The 22,722-nt window shown below is 49.6% G+C and carries 32 protein-coding genes and 2 pseudogenes; 29 read left to right on the forward strand and 5 right to left on the reverse strand.

Translation table 11 applies throughout. From position 1 onward, the window contains the following. Positions 1–64: 64 nt before the first annotated feature. The 14 genes and pseudogenes from HVX64_RS23740 to HVX64_RS23805 all read left to right on the forward strand — a co-directional run bounded on the left by HVX64_RS23740 (position 65) and on the right by HVX64_RS23805 (position 9,693). Positions 65–940, forward strand: a complete 876-nt coding sequence (locus HVX64_RS23740; RefSeq protein ID WP_130097698.1) for a phosphoribosyl-ATP pyrophosphohydrolase — start codon at positions 65–67, stop codon at positions 938–940. 181 nt (positions 941–1,121) lie between these two features. Beyond that, positions 1,122–2,225, forward strand: coding sequence for a thymidylate synthase (locus HVX64_RS23745; RefSeq protein WP_161215621.1), 1,104 nt, complete (start codon positions 1,122–1,124; stop codon positions 2,223–2,225). A 1-nt stretch (position 2,226) separates the two neighbouring features. Beyond that, the gene (locus tag HVX64_RS23750; protein ID WP_130097696.1) at positions 2,227–2,640 is read left to right on the forward strand and encodes a hypothetical protein; all 414 of its coding nucleotides are present in this window, start codon (positions 2,227–2,229) and stop codon (positions 2,638–2,640) included. Further along, positions 2,637–3,113: a dihydrofolate reductase gene (locus tag HVX64_RS23755; RefSeq protein WP_130097695.1), complete on the forward strand. Its 477-nt coding sequence runs from the start codon at positions 2,637–2,639 to the stop codon at positions 3,111–3,113. Before HVX64_RS23750 ends, HVX64_RS23755 begins: the two co-directional genes overlap by 4 nt. Beyond that, positions 3,113–3,757 carry an AAA family ATPase gene (locus tag HVX64_RS23760; RefSeq protein WP_130097694.1) on the forward strand — a complete coding sequence of 215 codons (645 nt, stop codon included), beginning with the start codon at positions 3,113–3,115 and terminating at the stop codon, positions 3,755–3,757. The genes HVX64_RS23755 and HVX64_RS23760 overlap by 1 nt, the downstream gene beginning before the upstream one ends. A 63-nt stretch (positions 3,758–3,820) precedes the next feature. Beyond that, complete coding sequence (locus HVX64_RS23765) at positions 3,821–4,240, forward strand: hypothetical protein (protein ID WP_130097693.1); 420 nt, start codon at positions 3,821–3,823, stop codon at positions 4,238–4,240. 9 nt (positions 4,241–4,249) lie between these two features. After that, the gene (locus tag HVX64_RS23770; protein WP_130097692.1) at positions 4,250–4,807 is read left to right on the forward strand and encodes a 3'-5' exonuclease; all 558 of its coding nucleotides are present in this window, start codon (positions 4,250–4,252) and stop codon (positions 4,805–4,807) included. A 119-nt stretch (positions 4,808–4,926) separates the two neighbouring features. Beyond that, positions 4,927–5,769 (forward strand): hypothetical protein, encoded by an 843-nt coding sequence (locus HVX64_RS23775; protein WP_161215622.1) that lies wholly within the window; start codon positions 4,927–4,929, stop codon positions 5,767–5,769. 184 nt (positions 5,770–5,953) lie between these two features. Further along, the gene (locus HVX64_RS23780) at positions 5,954–6,547 is read left to right on the forward strand and encodes a phage N-6-adenine-methyltransferase (protein WP_130097691.1); all 594 of its coding nucleotides are present in this window, start codon (positions 5,954–5,956) and stop codon (positions 6,545–6,547) included. 191 nt (positions 6,548–6,738) lie between these two features. Then, positions 6,739–6,969 carry a hypothetical protein gene (locus tag HVX64_RS23785; RefSeq protein ID WP_130097690.1) on the forward strand — a complete coding sequence of 77 codons (231 nt, stop codon included), beginning with the start codon at positions 6,739–6,741 and terminating at the stop codon, positions 6,967–6,969. Between the two features lie 544 nt (positions 6,970–7,513). Continuing rightward, positions 7,514–8,174, forward strand: a pseudogene (gene rnhA, locus HVX64_RS23790) (ribonuclease HI); the annotation flags it as partial. A 142-nt stretch (positions 8,175–8,316) separates the two neighbouring features. Beyond that, on the forward strand, positions 8,317–8,814 hold the full coding sequence (locus tag HVX64_RS23795) for a hypothetical protein (RefSeq protein WP_130097688.1): 498 nt from the start codon (positions 8,317–8,319) through the stop codon (positions 8,812–8,814). A 9-nt stretch (positions 8,815–8,823) separates the two neighbouring features. Next, positions 8,824–9,012 (forward strand): hypothetical protein, encoded by a 189-nt coding sequence (locus HVX64_RS23800; RefSeq protein ID WP_130097687.1) that lies wholly within the window; start codon positions 8,824–8,826, stop codon positions 9,010–9,012. A gap of 111 nt (positions 9,013–9,123) precedes the next feature. Continuing rightward, positions 9,124–9,693, forward strand: coding sequence for a hypothetical protein (locus HVX64_RS23805; protein WP_130097686.1), 570 nt, complete (start codon positions 9,124–9,126; stop codon positions 9,691–9,693). Positions 9,694–10,167: 474 nt separating this feature from the next. Here HVX64_RS23805 and HVX64_RS23810 read toward each other — a convergent pair whose 3' ends face one another. Then, positions 10,168–10,581 carry a hypothetical protein gene (locus tag HVX64_RS23810; RefSeq protein WP_130097685.1) on the reverse strand — a complete coding sequence of 138 codons (414 nt, stop codon included), beginning with the start codon at positions 10,579–10,581 and terminating at the stop codon, positions 10,168–10,170. Positions 10,582–10,755: 174 nt separating this feature from the next. Between HVX64_RS23810 and HVX64_RS23815 the strand changes: the two genes are divergently transcribed. From HVX64_RS23815 to HVX64_RS23835, 5 genes and pseudogenes are all read left to right on the forward strand, one after another. Next, a complete protein-coding gene (locus HVX64_RS23815; protein WP_161215623.1) occupies positions 10,756–12,441 on the forward strand; it encodes a DUF4942 domain-containing protein in 1,686 nt (561 codons plus the stop codon). Positions 12,442–12,537: 96 nt separating this feature from the next. After that, positions 12,538–12,909 carry a hypothetical protein gene (locus tag HVX64_RS23820; RefSeq protein WP_130097683.1) on the forward strand — a complete coding sequence of 124 codons (372 nt, stop codon included), beginning with the start codon at positions 12,538–12,540 and terminating at the stop codon, positions 12,907–12,909. A 116-nt stretch (positions 12,910–13,025) separates the two neighbouring features. Beyond that, entirely contained in the window at positions 13,026–13,643 is a 618-nt protein-coding gene (locus tag HVX64_RS23825) for an HD domain-containing protein (protein ID WP_130097682.1), read from the forward strand. After that, positions 13,640–14,192, forward strand: a pseudogene (locus HVX64_RS23830) (hypothetical protein). The gene HVX64_RS23825 and the pseudogene HVX64_RS23830 overlap by 4 nt, the downstream one beginning before the upstream one ends. A gap of 38 nt (positions 14,193–14,230) precedes the next feature. Next, complete coding sequence (locus HVX64_RS23835) at positions 14,231–14,920, forward strand: lysozyme inhibitor LprI family protein (RefSeq protein WP_130097681.1); 690 nt, start codon at positions 14,231–14,233, stop codon at positions 14,918–14,920. A gap of 55 nt (positions 14,921–14,975) precedes the next feature. Here HVX64_RS23835 and ydfZ read toward each other — a convergent pair whose 3' ends face one another. Beyond that, positions 14,976–15,179, reverse strand: coding sequence for a putative selenium delivery protein YdfZ (ydfZ, locus tag HVX64_RS23840; protein ID WP_130097680.1), 204 nt, complete (start codon positions 15,177–15,179; stop codon positions 14,976–14,978). A 187-nt stretch (positions 15,180–15,366) separates the two neighbouring features. On the opposite strand from ydfZ, the gene HVX64_RS23845 reads away from it, so the two are divergent. From HVX64_RS23845 to HVX64_RS23870, 6 genes are all read left to right on the forward strand, one after another. Continuing rightward, positions 15,367–15,633 carry a hypothetical protein gene (locus tag HVX64_RS23845; protein WP_130097679.1) on the forward strand — a complete coding sequence of 89 codons (267 nt, stop codon included), beginning with the start codon at positions 15,367–15,369 and terminating at the stop codon, positions 15,631–15,633. Positions 15,634–15,718: 85 nt separating this feature from the next. Beyond that, positions 15,719–15,955, forward strand: coding sequence for a hypothetical protein (locus HVX64_RS23850; protein ID WP_130097678.1), 237 nt, complete (start codon positions 15,719–15,721; stop codon positions 15,953–15,955). Beyond that, positions 15,955–16,272 (forward strand): hypothetical protein, encoded by a 318-nt coding sequence (locus HVX64_RS23855; protein WP_130097677.1) that lies wholly within the window; start codon positions 15,955–15,957, stop codon positions 16,270–16,272. Before HVX64_RS23850 ends, HVX64_RS23855 begins: the two co-directional genes overlap by 1 nt. Positions 16,273–16,322: 50 nt before the next feature. Then, positions 16,323–16,916 (forward strand): hypothetical protein, encoded by a 594-nt coding sequence (locus tag HVX64_RS23860; protein ID WP_238641259.1) that lies wholly within the window; start codon positions 16,323–16,325, stop codon positions 16,914–16,916. Between the two features lie 85 nt (positions 16,917–17,001). Beyond that, positions 17,002–17,835, forward strand: a complete 834-nt coding sequence (locus tag HVX64_RS23865; RefSeq protein ID WP_130097676.1) for a GIY-YIG nuclease family protein — start codon at positions 17,002–17,004, stop codon at positions 17,833–17,835. An 81-nt stretch (positions 17,836–17,916) separates the two neighbouring features. Next, complete coding sequence (locus tag HVX64_RS23870; RefSeq protein ID WP_130097675.1) at positions 17,917–18,435, forward strand: hypothetical protein; 519 nt, start codon at positions 17,917–17,919, stop codon at positions 18,433–18,435. Between the two features lie 1,433 nt (positions 18,436–19,868). Here the strand turns inward: HVX64_RS23870 and HVX64_RS23875 are convergent. Beyond that, positions 19,869–20,207 carry a hypothetical protein gene (locus HVX64_RS23875; RefSeq protein WP_238641263.1) on the reverse strand — a complete coding sequence of 113 codons (339 nt, stop codon included), beginning with the start codon at positions 20,205–20,207 and terminating at the stop codon, positions 19,869–19,871. 237 nt (positions 20,208–20,444) lie between these two features. Here HVX64_RS23875 and HVX64_RS23880 point away from each other — a divergent pair, with 237 nt between their 5' ends. After that, positions 20,445–20,651, forward strand: a complete 207-nt coding sequence (locus tag HVX64_RS23880; protein WP_130097836.1) for a hypothetical protein — start codon at positions 20,445–20,447, stop codon at positions 20,649–20,651. A gap of 46 nt (positions 20,652–20,697) precedes the next feature. Here HVX64_RS23880 and HVX64_RS23885 read toward each other — a convergent pair whose 3' ends face one another. Further along, a complete protein-coding gene (locus HVX64_RS23885; RefSeq protein WP_130097798.1) occupies positions 20,698–21,006 on the reverse strand; it encodes a hypothetical protein in 309 nt (102 codons plus the stop codon). 204 nt (positions 21,007–21,210) lie between these two features. On the opposite strand from HVX64_RS23885, the gene HVX64_RS23890 reads away from it, so the two are divergent. The 3 genes from HVX64_RS23890 (at position 21,211) to HVX64_RS23900 (ending at position 22,403) form a co-directional block, all read left to right on the forward strand. Further along, positions 21,211–21,468 carry a hypothetical protein gene (locus tag HVX64_RS23890; RefSeq protein WP_130097797.1) on the forward strand — a complete coding sequence of 86 codons (258 nt, stop codon included), beginning with the start codon at positions 21,211–21,213 and terminating at the stop codon, positions 21,466–21,468. Between the two features lie 143 nt (positions 21,469–21,611). Then, on the forward strand, positions 21,612–21,923 hold the full coding sequence (locus tag HVX64_RS23895; RefSeq protein WP_130097796.1) for a hypothetical protein: 312 nt from the start codon (positions 21,612–21,614) through the stop codon (positions 21,921–21,923). A gap of 198 nt (positions 21,924–22,121) precedes the next feature. Continuing rightward, positions 22,122–22,403, forward strand: coding sequence for an ABC transporter (locus tag HVX64_RS23900; protein WP_161215624.1), 282 nt, complete (start codon positions 22,122–22,124; stop codon positions 22,401–22,403). A gap of 25 nt (positions 22,404–22,428) precedes the next feature. Here HVX64_RS23900 and HVX64_RS23905 read toward each other — a convergent pair whose 3' ends face one another. Further along, positions 22,429–22,617, reverse strand: coding sequence for a hypothetical protein (locus HVX64_RS23905; RefSeq protein ID WP_130097794.1), 189 nt, complete (start codon positions 22,615–22,617; stop codon positions 22,429–22,431). Positions 22,618–22,722 lie beyond the last annotated feature (105 nt).

Below are 22,722 nucleotides of genomic sequence, written 5' to 3' on the forward strand. Positions count from 1 at the left end.
TTGTGGCCTGGTGCGTCTGGGTCACAATTGACGCATCAAATGAAGTACGAAGGAAAACAAAGAAATGAAATTTACGAAACTGACCGACCATCTGAAATTAGCTGCTGACAAACTGATTGGCTTCAAACCGGAGCCGTATGAACTGAATCCAGGTTATGGGCAGGCGACAGAAAGCATTTACATGATGGTTGACCAGTTCCATGCGCTGTTCCAGCATCCGCGCCGCGTCATGCCAGAACCGGCATTATTGCGACTGCGTGCGAAGTTAATCCACGAAGAAGCTGTTACCGAGGGTATACCGGCAGCAGAGAAAGGCGACATGACTGCGCTGCTGGATGCGATGGCAGACTTTCTGTATGTGGGCGTTGGAACAATGGTGGCTATCAAAGGTGGTATTTCCACAGGCATGACCTATTACACTCAGGAGCAGAGTGTCGATCGTTTCATCCATACCATCATGGTTCCGGGCAATACCGTATATCAGGACATGGCTATCCCGTTTGAGGAAGCGCGAGAAGCGGCAGAAATGCTGAATGCACTGGCAGACAAGCTGGAAACGAAGAAGGTAAGCGATTCTGAACTGATTCAGGACATGCGTCGTGTGATGAACAAGATCTACGTTGCGTGCATGATGACTTACCGTCTGGCTGATTTCCTCGGCATCGACATCGTCGAACTGGTGGCCGAAATCCATCGTTCCAACATGACGAAACTGTGGCCCGCTGATGCTGAAGAGCGTCGTGTCGCGGTTGAAAACTGCAAATACGCCAAAGAGGATCTGGGCTTCCGCCATGCAGAAGGTACGGACATGATGATTGGTTTCCGCCTCTCAGATGGCAAAATACTCAAATCTCCGACCTACAGCGACGTTGACCTGACGCGTTTCGTTGACAAAGCGAAGGCATCATCACTGTATGAGATAGTGAAAAAAGATTTGTAAGTACAAACCTATCATTATATATTGTTTGGGCGTGTTTTATTGTCCAATATTAATATTCTTCAAACAGTTTTGGTGGCCTGAGTGCCACCATTTTTTTTGTCATAGAACCCTAGTCTTGCAGGCTTGCTCTGGCTAAACTTATATGTAGATATGTACTTACTTATCATTTGTGAGGTCTGATTTGTCTATCCTTCTTAATCGTGAGCATACCAATGGTCAGCTTGCCAATTCTTCGTATGCAAAAGTCATTGAGACGGTACTCAAGAGTGGCGTTCATGCCGACGATCGCACCGGTACTGGTACTGAGAGCGTTTCCTACGTGCCGTCTTTCTACATGTTGACTGGCGGTTCTGTTCCGCTGATCTCAGGAAAATCCGTCAATCTCAAGCCGCTGCTGGTGGAGCTTGAGTGGTATCTCAAAGGAACCGGCAACATTCAGTTCCTGAAAGAAAACGGCGTGAAAATCTGGGACGCATGGGCTGATGAGAACGGGGATTTAGGCCCGGTCTATGGGAAGCAGTGGCGCCGCTGGAATGACACGCGCATCATTTCCCACGACGAGTACCTGAGAAAACTTGAGTTGTACTGTGAGCGTGGCTACAAGGTTGAGGGTTATCTGGGCATCAACGAAAATCGCGTTGTCCTTTCCCGCGAGATTGACCAGTTGCAGTCCATTGTCGACAAGCTGCGAACCAACCCGACAGATCGTCGTATCCTGCTGAACGCCTGGAACGTTGGCGAACTGGAAGATATGAGGCTTCCACCGTGCCATTTTGTCTTTTCGCTGTGGAGTCGTGAGCTGGATTTTGAGACCCGACTGACGATGGCTACCGATATAGGCTTGCAGCACAATCGCCACGGCCACGAATCCATCTACACGCAGATGTTATGCCTTCTGGGTGAACAAGGCGGTATCTCCGAACAAACGCTGGATGAGCTGGGGATTCCGAAGCGCATTCTGAACTCCTGCCTGGTTCAGCGCAGTGTCGATACCTTCGTGGGTATGCCATTCAACATCGCCGGATACGGCATCCTGACGCAGTTTATTGCGAAGATCACCGGCCACATGGCTGGCGCATTCGTGCATTTTGGCTTTGATGTCCATCTCTATGACAACCACAAAGAGGGTGTGCAGGAGTTGATGGAACGTGAAGCGCCTGCTGAGTCAGATCCGATTGTCATTTTCCCACATGAATGGGCCGAACTGGACGACTTTAAATGGGATGGCGTGCAGATCTGCGGCTATACCCCTCTTCCGTGGATCAAGGTTCCTGTGGCGGTGTGATATGGCCAGAGGTATGTACGTATTGTGTGAGATTGAAGGTGTGCTGGCGAGGGGCAACCATCGAAAATCAGCGTCTGACAACGATGCTGGCGCACTCATTGCCGGTGATGAACTTATCTTCCCCACCAGCCGAATGCTTCGTGGCTTTGCGCGATCTGGCGCGGAGATTGTGCTTATCGACAGCCGTTCCGCTTTACTCGAATCACCAACCAAACGCTGGCTGAAAGACTTCGGCATCGATTATGACTGGCTGCACCTCAGAGCGCCAAACTCCAGCTATGAGTCGCTGATTAAGCAAACACTTACCGGGCATAAAGGTGATCTGCTAATCGCTGCACTGGTGCAAGACGCGCGGCTACGTTCCGCGCTGGCCGGCTACCACCAGCGTCCTGTTATTTATGAGGTAAGCCAATGAAGATGATTGCAGCTGTTGGCCGCAACTACGAAATCGGCATTGGCAGCGAACTCCCCTGGCGTTGCCCTACCGATCTGAAACTGTTCAAACAACTCACCAAAAACGCCACTGTCGTGATGGGACGCAATACGATGGAAAGTCTTAAACGACCGCTGCCAGAGCGCCACAACCTCGTTCTGACGCGTTCTCGTGGGCATATCCCCAATGGCTTTTACCCCGTTAATGTGGAAGACGTTTTGAAACTGCCAGATCCGGTATGGGTGGTTGGCGGTGCCCAGATTTACTCACTTTTGATGCCTTACGTGGATGAGATCTGGTTGTCACATATGAGCGTCTCTGTACCAGGTGCGGACACGTTCTTCCCTGCGACAATGATGCGTTCACTTGGCTTTGTACCTGTGGATACGGCTTATACCCAACGTGAGAGTGAGGATGAGCCTGGCTTTTTGCAGATCGTTTACAGAAGGTCGTAATGGATTACCGGATTGGGATCACTGGTGCTCAGGGCAGTGGCAAAACAACCCTGGCAAAATACATCGAGGAGCATTACGGCATTCCGTATGTGGATGCCGGTGTCGGAAAGCTGATGAGTCGGCTGGGCGTGAAAGTGGGCGAACAGATGCCGCTCTTTGAACGACTGCAGGTACAGCAGGAGATCGCAAAACACATCGAGATGATCACACGGGGTGTGGAAGGCTTTGTTATCGATCGCACGCCTGCGGATGTCATGGCGTACACACTGGATCTGGTCGGTCAGACAAACGAAGACCGTTGCATCGAACTGGCGCTCGACATTGAGCGATTCTGCCACCAGACCATCGTCACCAACTTCAATGCTATTGCCGGGCTGCGTCCGGGGGTCGAGCTGAGTGACGACGACCGTAAGCGAGCACAGCGGGGTTCTCTGGACCGTCTGTATGTGGCGCGTATTGATGCGTTGATGTGCGGCGAACTCACCAAGATTAACTCTCTGCCTCAAATTGGCGATCTGCAAGTGTTCATCATCGCGGATAAGTGCCGCACCGTTGAGTCACGAGCCAGATCGGTCTTTCGTGTCCTTGACCGTGTGGCCGAAAACATCGAGCGCCGCTTCATTGGTCGAGTAACCGTTCACTGACAGTTGTTCCCCTGTTAAGTATTGCGACAATAAAACACGCCAAAAGAACGCAGGAAAAACAGAATGATAGACGAACTTCCCCTGACTGATGAGTTGAATCGGAAAACGATCGAAGCGCTGATCCGCATAGCGGACGAGCAATCCCGCTCTCTTATGAGCGATCGGGAAGCGCGTCTGGCTGTCCGTGCCGTGTTCGAGTCCGTACAGGGACTTGTCAGTGAAGACGTTGGTGAGGCCATAAACGTTGCGATGTCACAGTTCAACGGTGGCACAAAACGTCCTCTTTTTCCCATGCACCTCAGACTCGCTGGCGGCGCGGTGCTTTACATCTCCGTCTGTCTCGAAACCAATCAGATTAACGTCCTCAACACCACGACAGGCGAATGGCGTGCGCCGGTTGTCTGCGAAACGGGTGAGGAAGCATTGAAAAAAGCCGCTCAGTTCGTGCGTAGCGCACTGCTGAAAGGCGCAAAGAAGTTGTAAGGAGTAGCAATGACCACGATTGTCGGTGGCGTAGATATCGAGTCCACCGGGCTGGACTATACGTCAGGCCACAAAATCATTGAAATCGCCATTACCCGTTACGAACTGGAAACCCAGAAGCACATCGACAGCCTTGAAATGCGCTTTAACCCACGTCGAAGTATCGATCCTAAAGCGCAGGCGGTTCATGGTATTTCGCTGGAAGAACTGGCTGTGGAACCACTGTTAGCAGACCACGCAAAGCACATTGCCGCATATATGGGCGCCTGTAGTGCATTGGTCGCACATAATGGAGAAGCGTTCGATATTCCTTTCATTCGTCACGAGTTCAAAGGCTATGGTGTGACGCTGCCGGATATCCCGCTGGTGGACTCGATGCTGGAGGGATTGTGGGCTACGGAAGACGGCAAGCGTCCACGTCTGGAAGAGCTGGCGTTCTCACTTGGATTCACTTACGACCGTGAGAAGGCCCACAGCGCTCTGTACGATACTGACCTGATGATGCAGTGTTTCTTCAAAGCCAGAGAGAAATACGGTTTCTTCAAACTCCCATTCGAAAGCGCCTGATGGCGCTTTTTCTTTGCCTTCAGTTCTTCTAACTGCCTGTAATTATGACTTTTCCGCCTGATAGGTTTTGTCAGAATACACTCACCAAATGCGGAAACGCTTAATCGAAGGAGAAACACATGAGAACCACCGTTAACACTGTTAAAAACGATGATCTGGACGAACTGACGGCTATGCTGCAATCGCTGGATGAGCCTGCATCAAATGCGGCGAAAGCGAGTGGCGTTGATGAGATTGACGATCTGCTGGCAGGCCTTGATGACGGAATTGCCAAACCCGTTGAAGTGGTGGCCGATGAGGTCCTTGCCGCCGATACGACTGAGGATATGAGTAGTGTCTTCGAAGCGCTGGAGACAGAGCACGAACCTGAGCAGCTTGTTGAGCCAGAACGCGATCTGATGGCCGGCGTGTGTGCGGAGCCGACGTCAGAACCGGAATCCATCATTACCTCAGTCGAGTCCCGGCAAGACGCGGCCGATGATAAAGCCGAACCTCCGTCAGAAGCTGTAAAGCCAAAACCCCAGACTGAACGGAAGAAAACGGAGCGCACGCCTGGCAAGCCACGCTTCACGCTGGAAGGCAAAGACGAGTCGTTCTATTCCGCAGCCGGTCTTGAGAATGAGGTCTTTAGTGCGGCTTTCGAAAAGGCGCCAGTAAAAGCGAAAGACAAGATCCTGAATCTCCTGAACTGGTTCAGTGGCGGCCCGGAGATCAGCGTATACACGGTTATTGCTATGCGTCACCTGCTTGAGTCGAAATCGGCAACAAGTAACAGCATCAAGCTCGCGCTCATGAGTAACCCGGATAAACCCTACCCTCTCAGCACAGCCTCTACTCAGGCTGGCCAGATGATGGCTGTTTTCCCGGCGACAGGTATCGCGCTGCGGGAGGGTGGGAATCTCACACTTAACGAAGAGTCCCCGATCGTCAAAAAATTCGTTGCGGAGTATTCTATTGGATGATGTTCCCCTGCCAAATCTAAAGCCCCCAGAGCGCTTTCACATGCTGGGTAAGCCAATCGCATATCCAGCATTGAAAAAACGCGCCAGTGAGCTTCCCGTTAGCTTTCTGGCGCGTTTTAGTTTTATTTGCCATAACTGCATTGAAATGAAAAAATAGGTATGTAGTTACCTATTGAGTTGAGCAATGATCGCAGCAGAGAAAATCAAGAAACGGGAGCGCGATGCCGCTCTGCGTGACCTCTGGCGCACACCACAGTGGTTGTTTGTCGCCATTCAACGATATACAGGCATAAAGTTCGATGTGGACGTCGCCTGTAACAAGGATAACGCACTTCTGCCGGTCTATATCGGCGTGGAGCGCGATGCTCTCAAATGCAGTTGGGGTGAACCCGGAACGATGGCGTTTCTGAACCCGCCCTACTCCAGAATCACACCCTGGATTGACGCGGCTATCCGCGAACAAACACGTGGCGTGACAACGGTTATGCTCATTCCGCAGTCCCTTGATACACAGTGGTATGAACGTGCCGCGGAATTCGCCAACGAAACGGTCATCCTGTCTGGTGGGCGCGTAGCGTTCGTCGAGCCTGACGTTGAACTCGGGCTGGTGGAAGTCAACGTCAATCCCGGTGGCAGTATGCTCGTCATCTTCCGTGGCTTCTGTCAGGACGCCGGGCATCGCATCAGCAAGATACCGCTGGCGGTAATGAAAAAGCTGGGTGGGTACGATCCTGCCAGTGTTATCAGGAAAAAAAGACCACCTAAGAAGGCCGCTTAAACACCAGTCTGGGAGTTGTTTGTGAACCTGTTTCCGTATATATAAATAATACAGTACTTATTATTAATTATACGGAAGCAGGCTTTTTCAGGACGACAACTCCCAGACCGTTATCAAACTCCGGAACAGCGTAGAACCCCTCTCCAGACGCTCTAGAATCAATTTTATGAACCACACTAAGGAAAACTATCATGGTATACCCGACGAACGTCGTAGCGCTCGTTGAGAGCGACTTTCTGGTCAAAGCACGCGACATGATGAAAGATCGTGATAAGGCCTTCAGTCTCTATGAGTGGGCGCTTAAGTGTCTTCACACAGGGGAGCACAGAGAACTGGTGGAGCAACTCATGGGAGAGCTGATCAACGAGGTCTTCGCCCTGAACGTTCAGCTTCATGGTCGAGAAAATAATCAAACAGTTTAATAGGTAAGTAGTTACCATTTAAAACGCAAATTGCCAGTGGTAAAATTACCCCGCTTCCGGACACATCCGGAAGCTCGACCTGATGGGTGGGGGATAGCGTCACTGGCGTCAGGTTTAAAAAAGCTCACTACCAGCGTAGAACCGGCACCGTTAAGGGGTCGGGGAAGGGGGAACCAAAGTGAGCAGAGAGAAGGGTCACTTTATGATTGTCGAGTCTGGGATGTTTCGAGAGGTTGAATCCAGTACTCCCCTTCATAAAGTGTGGGAAGATCTCGGTTCTGGGGTGCTGTCATCCATAACTTCCCAAGCCTGAGCTGGCAGTAGACTTAGGTCATAACTTTTCAGGTTATGTAACGACCAGGTTGGTGAGGAAATTTTGTACTCACCTCCCTGGGAAAGTATTACCTGAAAAGACAACCTCTCACTTCGTTCGAGGTGAACTTCACTCACTTCGTTCGTTCAGTTCAGGTTAATTAAAACCTGTTCTGGGAAGTAAGTCTCTTTTAAAAAAACTTTAAATTTAAATAGTTAATACACGCACGCGTGCGCACACGCGCGAGGAAAAAAACGTCGCGGCGCGCGTTTCTGGAGCCACTATGACGACCAAGACCCCAGCCCGGCAAAAAACTGGCTGCCGCCCAAAGTCTGAAGCCAGACGCCAGACCCACCAGCAGATCCGCACCAACGTCAAAACGCCTGTAGTCGAATTCAATCCCCAGCTTAAAACTGTGAAAGTCTTCAGCGATGGCTCTTGCCTTAAAAATCCGGGCGGGCCTGGCGGATACGGTATCGTTCTTCAGTATCGTGAAGAAGAACGTGAGCTGTCTGATGGCTTCCACAGCACCACTAATAACCGGATGGAGATGATGGGCGCTCTGATGGCGCTGGAGCGTCTCAAATACCCCTGCAACGTGATCCTGCATTCAGACAGCCAGTATCTCAAAAACGGTATGACGCTCTGGATGAAGGGCTGGAAGCGTAATGGCTGGATGACGTCTGAGAAGAAGCCAGTTAAAAACGTCGATCTCTGGAAGCGCCTCGATGTGGCCGCCAGCCGGCACAATGTCCGCTGGAAGTGGGTGAAAGGCCATGATGGTCATCGCGAAAACGAAATGTGCGATCGGCTGGCTAAGATCGCCGCGTATGCTGCGGCTGAAACCCCTCACAAACGAGATGTCGGTTTTTTGGCACAAAATAATAAGTAAGTATTTACCTATTGTATTAATTCAGGTATCTTATCCGTCGTCAGGATGACGACGTACCGGCAAGGTACTGTTCCAGGATGGAACGCAAACAGGCGGCTGGCTATGCCAGCCGCAGCTCTTTCTGACACTGAATGGAATTCATATGGCTCGCCAAACGCCTCTCACCTCTTTCATCAAACGTCCTCGTTCAATACGTCTTGCTCTGGCCGAATTGCTTTGCGGTCGTGTTTCTGCACGTCTTGCAGAACTGGAAGATCGGGTGATTGCGCTGGAGCAACGTTGTGACGCTCAGGCGTTCGCCATTTCAAATCTGGGCACGATTGTCGCTGTCGAGAAGGCTCGCAAGTCTGTGACTTCTCGCATCCTGCGCCAGCACCAGGCTGACATGGAGAGTTCTCATGGAAAATTATCAACTCAAACGACTGAAACCAATGGCCTACGCACTCATTCTGGCGTCTCTGGCAGCGGTAGCCGTACCAGCCGGTCAGAGTCTGCTGATACCGGAACCCGTCAATCCAGCCACTTCAACCACCGCGACACCAGAATCCCCTCTGATCTCAGCGCCAGCGAAGCACAGCCCTTCTGTCTCTCTGGATGGAATGATGGTGGACAGCATTCTGCGACCTCATCCTGTGACTGAGGTGGTGGCATGAAGTTAAGTATTCAGAACATCTCTTCACTGTTCATCGGTCTCGCCATTTTGATGGCTGGCGGTTGGGTAATGAACCTGGCAAAGCTCATTTCAGGTGGCGATTTGCAATTTAATGCAGGTATGACGCTGGCGCGTGTCGTGGGAATTTTCGTTGTTCCGGTAGGCAGCATTCTCGGGTTCTTTTAACAGACCGCCAGTGCTGGCGTCCGCCTTTACGTGGCGTTTGTCCACCTTTTCAGTTACGCCACAATAACGACATCAAGAAAACAACTTGTTTAAAAAGATAAGGAAAAACACATGTGCCAGAAATGCAAAGCAGATAACGCCAACATTGAGAAAATCATCAATGAAGTCGGCGCACGTGAGCTGGTGGAAATGCTGGGTGCTGTTGTCGGCCATGAATCCATGCCAGAAATTGAGCGTGTCTTTGCCGTATTAAAGTTTTCCAGCCTGTTTGATGAGCCGATGCAGATAGTGATGCTTGCTCGCCATCTGGGTGAAGCGTATCTGGTCGAAAAAGATCGCGCCGACAAACTTCAGGCGACTCTCAATATGGTCAGTGAGCCGAAGTGCTCTCCGGTAATGCCACGAACAGATGAAAGCAACCCCAGCAAAGATAGCGAGATTGCCGGTCTGAAATCTTCTCTGGCGATGCTGATGACTGCATTCAGAATTATGGCGGCTCAGGTCGGGTACAAAATGCCTGACCTGAACAGTGAAGATCCGATGGCCGTGAAGAAGCTGTTAGGCGAAATGGCAGATCAGTTGACCGGCACGATTGACCGTCTCGAAGACATGATGCGTGAACTAACTCATCGTCACGACCTTACCGAACAGCCGCACAAAATGCAGCAGGTACGCCACTAATCTGCATTGGCCTATACTTTTACAGCACAGAGCTTCACCTATGCTGACAGGTAGCTCTGTGCCAGATAGTGGATGTTGAAATACTCAGACTGAGCTTAACAATGTGCAGCAAAGTTCGACAGCAGCGTTCGTCAAAATATTATGTATAAAGAGAACATGAGATACGTTAAGAGTAAAAATGGCCACACAAGGTGGCCATTTTTAACCTTTCAATGGTTTAGAGCGATTTTTGCATTGATCAATTGGCAATTGACAGCATGTACAGAACAACCCGTCATTGCTCTGTATCTTCCTGATTTTCATAAAGTATGTTTCCTTTTATATGATAGAAAGTGATTTCATAATACCTTCAGTTTAATTATCGGCATGCATAGGCTTTTCTTTAGAGCAAATCTGAACGGTAAAGTCTTCATCAGTAATTTGAGCAATTGCAACTGATCCACCATCTTAAGAAGAAAGCTAAAGCCACCTCTTCTACTTCGCCGCTTCTAACAATATGTCACAGTTTGCATTGCTATAAGCCGCAATTGCTGCCCTGCCATTGTTGCTCGATTTGTTCATCTCTGGTACCGCATCCCAGGTAATGGCCTCTTGCGAGGAAAGATAGGTAGCAAAATCGATTATCTCTTTATCGCCGGTACTTGAAGCCCCTATGAGCTTCGAACCAATTCTCCAGTGCTTCAGCGCGAGCATTCTGAATGCATCGGCATTTGATTCCGGGATATCGCTGTGGTTGTCCTTGTGGAGGTTTGCAACCGTAGCATAGAGTCCGCACTTGATGTAGCTGGAAGCCTTGTTCGTTTCGGCATATCCATTGTTGGCATCATCAGCATGGGCGTTCATTGCGAATGCGCTGGCTAAGATCAGCAATATTATATTTTTATTCATTATCTCTTCTCAAAGTGGATTTGAATTGCATGGTACGTCTACCTGCGAGATAAGTCTTAAGTAAACTTAAAAAAAACTTCATTGCCGACATCAACCTTTACTTCTCTCTTTGTTACCTATTCTGTTTTGAGATAATAACGCCAACAAGAAAACAATTTGTTTAGTGGTGTAATTATGAATACAGCTCTTTCCATCATTGACTCTATCACTCCAGACACTCACATCGACTACCGGCAAGAGATGAACGTCATCAACGAAATTGTGGCCGAGTGCGAGAAGGAAATCGCCTTTATGCATCAGGTTCATGACTTCGTTTATGGCGATGAACGCCACAACATGATCAACCGGCTGCTGCGACTGAATCACAAACCAGATGACGAGCGTTCACGCTTCAATCGCCCCTGGCTGGACAAGGTCAATCTTGAGTGGGTGAAACAGAATATCTGGGCCGAATACTGGAAGAAGGTCACGGATATGACCAACGTTCTGCTGATTATGCCAGCTTCCCGCCGCGACGAGTGGCGCGAGCAGTTCATCGAGGGCAAGCAGGAAACCATCAGGACTGACAGAACCGGCTACCAGATGAAGGTGAAGGAATTTGTCGGTGTGCCAGAGTTCAAAGCAGAGACGGTCATCCCAACGATGCTCAATCTGCTGAATGACAGGCACAAATATCTCTCTGAGCGCGTGTATGGTCTGTTCAAGGCACTGAGTCCTGCTCACAAGACCAATAAGACGAACGGCTTCAGCGAGCGTCTGATCATCGCCAACTGCATTTCCGAGTTCTGGCGGGACAGCGTCAGCGTGAACTACCGGAAAGAGGACTACATCGACGATCTGCGTGTCATGCTTCATTTCTTCGCGCACAAAGAGTTCATTACCATCAACCGCACAACTGAGATGCTATCAGCTGCGTACCGGGCAAACGGCTGCCAGACCGGTGACTGGATGAATGTCGACGGAAACCTGATGCGGGTTAAGATGTTCAAGAACGGCAATGTTCACTTTGAAATCCACCCAGATGTCGCCTGGAAGCTGAATGAAGTGCTGGCGTACAGTATGCCTGCTGCCATCCCTGCCCCCTGCCGCACTGCACCCAAAACGCGGGCACCAAAAGAGTTTGGGTTAATCCAGAAGACGATCTCCGAGCCGGTTCGTACTGTGCTGCGTGACGGGCGATTCAGCAAAGACAAAGGTGTCTGGTACTTCTATGATTCGAGCCTCCAGAAGACGCAGGTAGAAGAGCTGGAGCGCACTCTGAGCTCCATTGGCGGCGTGCAGGATAAAAACCACTGGCAGTTCCCGTATGACATCAGCCATACGCTCAATACGATTGTGGCTACCGGACTGATCCCGGATTCAAAGTCGCATCAGTTCTACCCTACCCCACGAGTGATCGCTGAGTATGTCGCCAGGGCCGTTGAGATGAAACCGAATGAGACGCTGCTGGAGCCGGAAGCCGGGCGTGGAGATCTGCTTGCTTATGTAGACACCAGTCCGGAAAACGTCACCTGTATCGAAGTCGCCCCGCTCTTTGCGGACATTCTCCGTGGCAAGGGCTACGCCAACACGGTCTGCTGTGACTTTATGAAATGGTCAGAAGATAACGCAGGGTATCAGTTCGACAAAATTGTCATGAATCCCCCCTACTCTCTTGGTCGTCACAGAGAGCATACGCTGGCTGCGTTGGGTCATCTTAAAGTTGGCGGGCGTCTGATAGCCGTATTGCCGGGTGATGCGCCAATTCTGAACTGGATGACGCTGGATAATTACGTCTACGCCAAAGGGAAGTCGTTTACAGACGAGTTTGAAGACACCGGAATCACTGTCAGCGTATACGTTTTCAAACGCGTCAATTGATAGGTAAATACATACCTATTTAAGGTACAATACAGCAGTAAGTTGCAACAGGAAATGCATTGGTAACAACCTGAACAGGAGTAATTTCAGTAAACCATGAAGTTAGGAAACACCCTTTCACTTTGTTTTACCGCCCTTCTGGAAGGATTTACCTTTCCCTACTGCCCTCTCTGGGATAAGGCGCTTAACAAATTGATGGATGAGGGAACGCTACTCAACGTAAAGCACGGAAACGTATTGTTCGAGCACGATACTCAGCTCTATGCGGTTTCTGTCGGGATTAAGTTCCGACACTATGGGCATCTTGTTGAACTGAATAATGCGACTATCCACGAAAGTGTTATGCGCCGTCCGTCGTTCCGCACGATGGACAAGCTACAGCGATTGGTCAATGAAGCAGAGCGACGAGAGGCTGAAGAAAGAGAGCGCGAGCTACAACTGATGATTGAACCTCTCCTGACTAAATGAATAAAGGCCACAATTAGTGGCCTTAAACAATTTGTTTTCTGCCTTTTCTTGTGTGTGAAAATGACTACATCCAGAAAACAACGGAGTTAAGAATGTAACGTATATCCAAAGCCCATATGTTTGCCGCTGGCGCTCATGGCGGCATTGGCCAGAAAAGAAAATATACCGGTGAAGACTACATCAACCATCCGGTTGCTGTCCGCGAGATTGTTGCCTGGCATGGTGGCACCGTTGAGATGCAGATCGCGGCGCTTCTGCATGATGTGGTTGAAGACACCCATGTAACCATAGAGATGGTTCGTGAGCACTTCGGTGAGCATGTAGCCGAAATGGTTCTGACGCTTACCAACAGTGCCAGACCAGAAGACGGCAATCGAATACAGCGCTTCATCATCAACGTCCGGGAGCTGGAGCAAAGCCTCGACATGCAGACGCGCATGATCAAGCTGGCTGACCTGCTGGACAATACCTCTTCTATCGTGAGTCGCGACCCTGAGTTTTCAGCTATCTACCTCGCAGAGAAAGAGCTGATGCTGGCCGTACTCTTTGACGGCAAGGAGATTGGTGCCGATGCTGGTGTTGTCGAGTACCTGGAGAAAAAAGGCATAGAGCATTCGTTGCTGATAAACGCCCGGGCGATGGTGACGAAAGGCATTGCCAGTCTGCAACCGGTACACACCAAACGTTATGAAAAACACAAAGCGCTGATCTGGGGCGCGTGGGAGGCCGCATGAAGGTCGAAAAAATAGATGTTCTTTCCTTTGTGCTGACGGATCTGGAGCGTCTCGACCCTGTACGCGTAATGATTGAAAACTACGAGCCGGGCAAAGGAAGAGTCACTATAACCTGCTACGGGAAAGCGTGGACTGCTGCCTGGTTCGCGATGGGCGGTGATGATGTGCAGACTTTTATCAAGCGCGTGAGCAACGATTATTTGATTGGTTGCCTCGACCCTCAACTGCAAAGCACGGTCGATGATGACAACGACGCCAATCTGCTTTTCGTGAAGTCCGAAATCATAAAGTTACGCAGAGGGAGGGAAATCGACGCAGAACTGGCTCGCAATATGTGGGACGAGGCAGAAAACGCTGATGACGTAAAAGAAAGTTGCTGCTGTTTCGGCGTCGGTAACGAACTGCTGAGTCTGTTTGGTGACGATACCGTGGTATGCCGGTTGGCCAACTGTACCAAACCCCAAATACCAATACCTGGAGCGTATTGTGAACGCGGTACGTGATGGGCTGAAAGAGCTTGACGATCAGGCGAGAGAAGCAATCGGTTAAGTGCTATAGTCAGGCGCTTTTATATTTATGGAGTGAATATGAAAAATATCCTACTGGCATCATTGTTGGCGGCATCGCCAGCTGCCTTTGCAGCCAGCTTCGACTGCCAAAAGGCTTCGACAGAAATCGAACACAAAATCTGCGATAACGAACGCCTGTCAAAATTAGACGAACAACTTAGTTCTACCTATTCTATCGTTCTCAAAGCGAACCCGGGGGATGCAGACACCCTAAAGACGGTTCAACGTCAGTGGATAAATATGCGTGGAAAACTCACTGATGATAAGGCTCTTGAGCTGGCTTATCTTATCCAAATTAATGGACTCAAGGGTTTGGGTGGTTCGGCCAGTACAGCGGTGGTCAATGAGACACCGAAGCCGGTGCAGAAACAGCCTGAAGTTCAGGAAAAGACAGACACAAAGCCGGCCAAGAACGGTAATGGCCTAACTCTGGAGTCGTTCCGGGCCAAGTATATTGAAGTTGATGGTGAGTACTACAGCACAACATCTCTTCCACGAGGTAGCTCGTTCTTGTTCACCTGCGCCAGTCGTATGGCCGATGACCAGGTAAATGTCTGGAAGAAGCACGCGGCAAAAGAGGGCAAGATCGACCTTTTCTTTGAGCTTGAGAATCGTATACATACCGCGCTTTTGAATGCTAATTTTCAGAAACTGAATAGTGATTTAACTAAAACAGGCATTTGCGATCTGATTACCGCTGTGCCGTAAGTAAGTTTAAGGCCACTCTTGTGGCCTTAAACAATTTGTTTTGTCGGTGGTTAAATTAATGGAACCCCAGGCGAACCAAATCCATTGGGCAAAAAAGACCCTCCACCCCTTCGATAGACACGCTGTCAGAACGGCGTAATTGCTCTTCTGATTTGCCTTCACCAATGATGTTCTTGATGACACCGGTAACCCCATTCGTTGCCACCATCACGCGACTGCCAATAGTGATAGCGTTACGGTTGCGATCGTAGGTTTTCATCGTTTCCTCCTTTCACTTGGGTCAAATCAGGTTTCAAAAATTGCCGTCTTCCATGTATGTGCGATTTGCAAAATCTCAAGTATCGAAACAAGTTGTTTTCACCACCTTGTTATTCCCTTAATCAGCAAAGTTGACCGGTATAGCAATAAATACTACTGTTTATATATACAGTATTAAGGGGTGAGAAATGGGAATCAAAGACTCAAACTATCAGATCGTCTATAGGGGCGAGACTCTTCAAAATTTCAAACCGGGGCAGTATGTATTCTTTCAACGTTTGAAGGAGTATGGCGGCGGCTACTGGCTGGGGAAAACACATGAGGATGGGTTCGAGTTCGTACTTGAGCAACCCACCTCATTAAACTACGGCATGAAATACCTGCTGAAACTGGATGATGTGGAGGCCAGATTTATGGAGTTCGTCGATGATGCCAACGACTTCAGATTGACCTGAGCACCCCGTAAACATCTTGTTTTCTGCCTTTTGTTATTTGAGATAATAACGTCAATAAGAAAACAATTTGTTTAAGGAGCTAATCATGTTTGGGACCGCAAAAGATATCATCGAAAAGCTGGAGAACTACCCAGAAGACGAGCCTCTGCTGATGGTGATGTGGCACAAGGAAGACGTCGGTGAAGTGCGACCTAACCTGACTGACGAGCAGTGCGTTCAGGTTATGCGAAAAATCAACGCTTGCCATGACGCCAGCATCGGCGTTAATTGGGATGTCATCGCAGACACGGCCGACACACTGTTTCCGAAGGAGATGGCCTGATGCTGAAACTCACCGAATCTTATAAGACGGCGGTGATCAGTACCGCCCACGTTACGGCAGCGGACTCTGAGCGACTACCCGTTGCCTGCTTTGACCCGCTTACCGATCGGGGACTGAATTGGGTACACGGCACGGAATACGGCTGGATTGTTCGTGCTGGTATGCGAGGAAATGACTGGAAAGAAGAACTGAGAGAGTTCGGCATTTCAGAAGAGACGATATCCAACATGCAGGCCATACTGGATGCCGGATATGATGCGGTACACTTTGACTGTGATGCAGAGCTGGTGGACGGACTTCCTGCCTGGGACTGGTAGACCAAAAACTACCAGTACTGGTGGGCATGTGTAACCGGAAAGTTGGTATTATGACGCCGCTTGTCATTTTGAATGGAATGGATGTAATGGAAGTCGATAACCTAGAAAAAAAACCGATAAAAAACCTCTACGCATGGCTCATAGCAATACTGCCTTTTGTTGTCAGTTTTCCGCCTGCTGAGTACGACAAATACGTTATGGTGGCGTCGTTTGTAGTCGGGCTTGGTCTGCTGGTGGCTGATCGTATGAATCTGACGGAGGCTGGCTATGAACCGCCATCATTCCTGTGGGGGTTTCTGGTTCCTCCCGTCTATCTCTGGAAACGTGCGACCGTACTTGGAAGCAACCGGCTGCTTTTCATCGTATGGATGTTAGCCTTTGCTGCATCGTTCGTTGTTTATAGCTACTCCAATGACTCAGCGCTTGAGGAGGCGGCTTGTCCCGTTGTCACCACAATCCTGAAAGAGAACAACGGGGTAGACGCATCGAAGTGCATGAAGGTCACAATCAAGGAGAAAGTTACGGATAAATTCTACAAGGCCACGGCTACGCTGGATAATGGCAATGATATCAATGTCACCATCGAGTTAACGAGCGACGAGAACTTCTACGTTCGGGTCCCAGATTACTATCTCAACAACTAAACATACTGAATGTAGATGGACAGATCGGCTCTTCACATGAGATACCTGAAGGTAGGGCCGATCTAACCAGGGACACTATTCTTCTATGGAACTATTTCAGTATCTTCAATTGCTATATCCTCAACTGACCCCTCAAAACTGCAAAATTCACTTAGCCAGCACGAATGAATATGGCGAAAACCCGATGCAGGAGTTTTTGAATAAGACGTTCGACGACTGGCAATGCCTTCAGAAGAAGCACTACTTCAATAAGCGGTTTGTCATTGCGTTGATCCAGACAGAAGAAAAAACGAGATGGCTTTATGCCGGGACTTTTATCTGCGAAGGTAGAAGCGAAACAAAGCTATGTATTCCCGACAGAACAACCCCTTACTACGTGTACAAAATGAGCGCCATTCCTGAGTTGGCCGAATATCGTGGTCGGATGTATGTTCGCGCAAGTCGCCCGCGTAACCATATGCTGGATGGTGGGACGTTGGCCGGAAAGATGCCAGTAATCGAGATTGCACCAGTATGTCTTTCTTTCGGCGAGTTCCCGGGCTACAAAAATGTGTCACTGAACAGAACCAGTCTGGGTACGATCATTCGACAGGAGCTTAAGTCGTGGAAAACAGCTCTGAGTATTGTCAAAGGCATCTATCTCCTGACTGATGTTGATGGCGAGAAGCTTTATGTAGGTCAGGCTAATGGCGAAGAAGGCATCTGGGGAAGATGGAAAACCTACTTTGAGACCGGTCACGGAGGAAATGTCGGCCTCATTGATGCGTTCGGAACCTGCGAAGAGGAAAGGCTCAAAAATGTCACGTTCTCTATTCTGGAGATCATGGACATCAACAGTGACGCCTGCGAGATTAACCGACGCGAATCACACTGGAAACGCATACTGCTTTCTCGCTCAGTAGGACACAATCGAAACTGAGCTCAGGTTCAGCGATATGAGAGTGTAATAACACCCATAAGAAAACAAGTTAATAAAGCATACAAATTTAAAAGGAGAGTTATGAAATACCGTTTGCTCAGTGTCCTTTTTCTGGGGATGTCGTTTTCGGCAACGGCTAACGATAGTCTGTATGAATGGACACATACTGCGCCAACTGCAACGCGAGACACTATGCTCACTTGCAATGCAGATCTTATCTCCGGCAACAAACTGACCACATTGCCCGGAACTGCTTATCTTGAAGGGACGGGTGAGCAGATTCTGTATGCGATATTACCGACATCAAAACCAGGCGAGCACCTGCTGGCATCTTTTAACGCCTGGGGTTTTACACCATTTGGACAGGTGCTGAGTCGTGAGCAATTCCGTAACTGGGGGTTGAATCATTTAGGAAGGTCCAACCTGGTTCATGGTGAAGTATCGGATTACACTTTTGTTGACTTAACGCCGCAGGAAGGCTTCAGCGAAATTAAACCGAAGGACGCTCTCCGCATTTACGGTTGCCAGAACCAGACGGAACGTCCGGCATGGACACGTGATAAGTCTGCACAAAAATATTTCGATGGGCTGGTCTATTAAGCGTAATCCCGTTGACATTGGCGGTCACAAATTGAGGATTTCTATAAGAGTCCGTTGATCGCCACTTTCCCCACCCCTCCAACCTATCCCATCCCAGGCGTGACAAGGCATTTAAGCCAATTACACCTATAAGAAAACAAATAAATAACACATCAACGAAAAGTCAACGCTTTCCCCTGATTTGGTCTAAAAAGTTGACGTTTTCCCACGCCATCTCTTATACCCAAAATCCTGCGCACCAGAATGCATCTCCCTGCGTCGATTACGTCAAAATCGACTCGTGATACCACCCAAAAACAAAGACGCTCAGAAACGCTCCCGTTGCGTTATATTGGATACCTAAACAAGTTGTTTTCAGGCATGAGAAAACAAGTTAATCACACCAACAAGAAACCCAGAGACGCCATTGCCCACAATCCCGGAAACACCCACCTCTTCCTTTCAGGCTACCGAAAAGACCCACCTCTTTGCTCCAGGCCACAGGACACCCACCTAATCTCCCCAGGCAACCGGGAACGCAGCTCGCGCACATAAACCCCTACATGCCATTCCCCAATACACGGAGAAGAACAGTCAGGACGGAACCCCGGACAAACCCAGACCGGAACAGGAGCCGTCGCAATCCCGCTTACCCACCATTACCCCGGAGGAGAATGCAAATTCCTGAATAGCAGGGAACGCCATTACTTCATTTGCGCAGAACAACAAAAGCACCCAGATGCCATTACCCACACTTCCACCGTTTCACGTGAACGAAGAGGAAAGCGCATCTGCCAATACTCCATATACGGAGAAGAACACTCCCCAAAACGACGAGAACACCCCAGGCGAAAACCCGGAGAAGAACCACGAAACTACATACGCCGGTAAAGAGAACAAACCACCCATTTCACCCACAGGAATAGTCGCCGTATAGAGCGTTATCAGGTGGAAGGTATATGCCCTCGTAAGAGAGGAAAATCACAGGAGGTATAAGTGAGATGGGGAGGAGGGGTATCGCCTCTTTTTCCGTAGAAATTCAAGCCATAGTTTTCATCCGCCGTAAAGTCATTTTCGACCCCAGCGGCCAGCTATTGAGCCATCCAGAGAAAAGGGCATGTCCCTGTCGGGATACGGGAGCGGCACCGCAGGGAAAAGGCTGGGGATTGTCAGGGAAACGGTGAGTGTCCCGTCATGGGGATCGGGAAAAGGCTGAGTACCGCTCCGGAAACGGGAACATCCCTGGATAGCGTGAGGGCGGTATGTCACAGGGCAGCCGCCAGCATCCGGGAAACTTACGGGAACGAGCCTTATTAGTCACTCGCCTGAAATCAGCGGGAAATGGTCTGTCCCGCAACATAACGTTGAGACCAGATCAGCTTCGCACGTTCAGAGCGGGAAGCCAGATCCAGTATATCGGGCTAAGGGTAAGCGTAACGATTTAGCCTCACGCTTTACTCCAGTATTGCACTGCCCTGAAACGCGTCATCTCTGTCGCCCCACAGATCGTCGATTGCTTCCTGTCTTGTCCGGAAGGGGCCGGAGACTCGAGGGGTTTCGGAATTATTGGCATCCAGCTCGGTGTAGATTTTCCCGCTCACGATAATGACTCTTCCGACAGGGATTCCACCGTGACTCAACACGCCTGAGTCTTCGTCCAGATGGAAGTAACCGTCGATGTAGTTATGAACGTCTTCCCTTTCTTCGGGAAGTTCTTCTCCGCTGTCCACCTTGTTCTGGAAGTCGGCGTAGTCTTCGTAATCGCTACCGTATTCTTCTTCTTTCATGCTCATGACAGTCCCTCGGAATAGGCCAGATACATACATAGCAATAAATCGGCAAATGCACATCAGCCTTTAAGTAAATCTTTTTCCCCTGTCTGTTATTGCGATAATAACACCAATAAGAAAACAAGATGTTTAGTTATGGGGGATGCGCACATGAACGTTTTCATTTGTCAGCACTGTGGCCGCGAGTATGACGACAATACAGTATGCACAGCTGATGATTGTCCGGGGAACGAAATCGTGATGCCCACGCTGGTTGAAGTCTGGAGCGTGGATTCACTGGCAGAGTGTCTGGATGGGGTAGGGGAGTCTCTTTACGGTAAGTTGTGGTCTTTTGTGCCCGCTGACGGAGAGACGCCAAAGGGGAAAGCTGTCTGGAACGAACTGACTGACGACGAAAAGCGTGAGTTGCTGGAAGCAATTAGCCAGGAATACCCGGACTTAATCTGAACTGAAGCGGCCACCAGCGTGTGGCCTTCTTAATGCGCTGGTGAAATCAGAAGGGGATTATCTTCTCTTCGTCGAATCCTGCCTCCGGCCACTCAGCGATCTCTTCAAAGGTCATGATCAGCGTGTGACCTCCGGGGGAGATCATTCGCGTCATCTTCACCAGCTTCCCGTTGTTTCTGTCCCGCCAGACGGTAACGGATTCTGAGCTGTTCGTCTCACTGAAACGGGCGAAATCCTGATGGGTGTGGTGGTTCTCCCAGCGGTACGACTCGCAGAACTTCCAGTACAGTTCGTTGCCTTCCTGCAAAGGTCTTTCGTCACCTTCGGGCTGGGATGCAAATCGCAATGTTTTCATTCTGGCCTCACTCATCGCCTGTGGGACACGCAGTATCTGCAATTTACCGCACACCAGCAAGGTGAGATGTGATCTGCACCAGCCTGCGGCCAGAAATGGCTGTTTCCAGCCTTGATTGTTTTCTTATGCCCTTAAACAACTTGTTTTCTGCCTGTTTTATATGGCGATAATACTCATATCGAAGGAAAACAAGGAATTAACAAGATGAAACAGAATCCAGCTCTCGAAAAAGTGGCAGAACGTGTACTGAACGACGCCTGCGTTATCCGCCTTCTTGGTTCAATGGGGGAAGAGATAACTGAACCATTCCCACACGAGATATCTGAGACTGCTCCCTTCGCATGGGGATTCGATGTCCTGACAGATGACACTCATCGCTATCTGGGAACCATCATGTGGGACTGGAATAATCGCGAACGCCCTCTCGATTTCTGCGCTGCCCATCTTATGAAATATCTCTGAACATAAAGCCCACCAGCCAGGTGGGTTTTAATTTTCTGACTGAACCTGCGGCGTAGTGCGAACCGCGACGTAATGCTTTGTGGCCTGTCCTGAATCCGTATTATTTACACCAGTTAGAAAACAAGTTGTTTACGGAGATGGTTATGAATAACGCGATGATTATCAAAATGAGTGAAGCGCAGCCGCGTAAGGAGAAACCCGCCGTGTTTAATCAGTTGACCCTTCTCGACGTCATCGCTAACGGGACAGCCATTAGACTTTTCAAAGAGACCCTCGCGTCATTTGAAAGCGGATCACGCACACGTTACGTGTTATCCGTCCGTCGCCAGAACGGAAGAGGGTGGCAGTCCAGACAGGATATATGGCCAGAGGGTGAGCTGGAGCAAGCGCTACTGGCAGCCAACAAAGTTGCCCAGCAGGAAATCCAGCGAGCTTCCCTCCTGGCAACAGCCTGACATGTGCAAAAGCGATTAGTCGACCTTACGACAGCCCCGTCCATCCTTCGGGGCTTTTTTGCCTCCTGATGAATCCCTCCGGCATCCGACCACCTGGTTGTTTACTCCATCCCGTAACCATCTTGTTTATTGCCTTTTCTGCATTGCGATAATAACCACATCAAGAAAACAAGTTGTTTAAGCATTGAGGAATTGCACATGAGCGAATTTACCATTACCCCGAAAGCTGAAAACGTATGGCTGGAATCCTGGCTTGACCTGTCACCGGCAGAACAGCAGGAAATGGATCACGTCGATTTTGATGAGCAGACCGACACTCGCTTTTTCCATTATCAGGACAGTGTTTATGACATTGCCGACTTCATGCGTGATGATCGCTTCCCGGAATGGCACGCAGGCTATCCACTGAATGCCTTCGCTATGCTGATGATCCGCGTTACTGACTCAGGCGATTCTATCGATATCGGTTTACTGCATTAAGAGAAGGGCCACCCATGCTGGTGGTCTACCTTGGTGCGAAGCCGGCTTCGGCAAGGCTCTTCTGCAATTTGGCCACCGCATCACTGATTGTATAGGCTTCATCGTCATCAACGGCACACCCTCGCATATCAGTCCAGGTTAACCGCTTCACGAGTTGCGCCAGTGCAAGCGCCTCTTCCTTGCTTAACGACAGATTGTCCAGAGTATCTAACATATCGCATCTCCTTTATCACCTACGGGCAAGATAGCACCGGTGGCTCTATAGATACACCAACCTCATCACACCAGGCAAAAAACACCCACCTCTTACCGCTAGGCA

The sequence above is a fragment of the Citrobacter sp. RHB20-C16 genome, from assembly GCF_013890155.1.
Taxonomy (GTDB): domain Bacteria; phylum Pseudomonadota; class Gammaproteobacteria; order Enterobacterales; family Enterobacteriaceae; genus Citrobacter_A; species Citrobacter_A amalonaticus.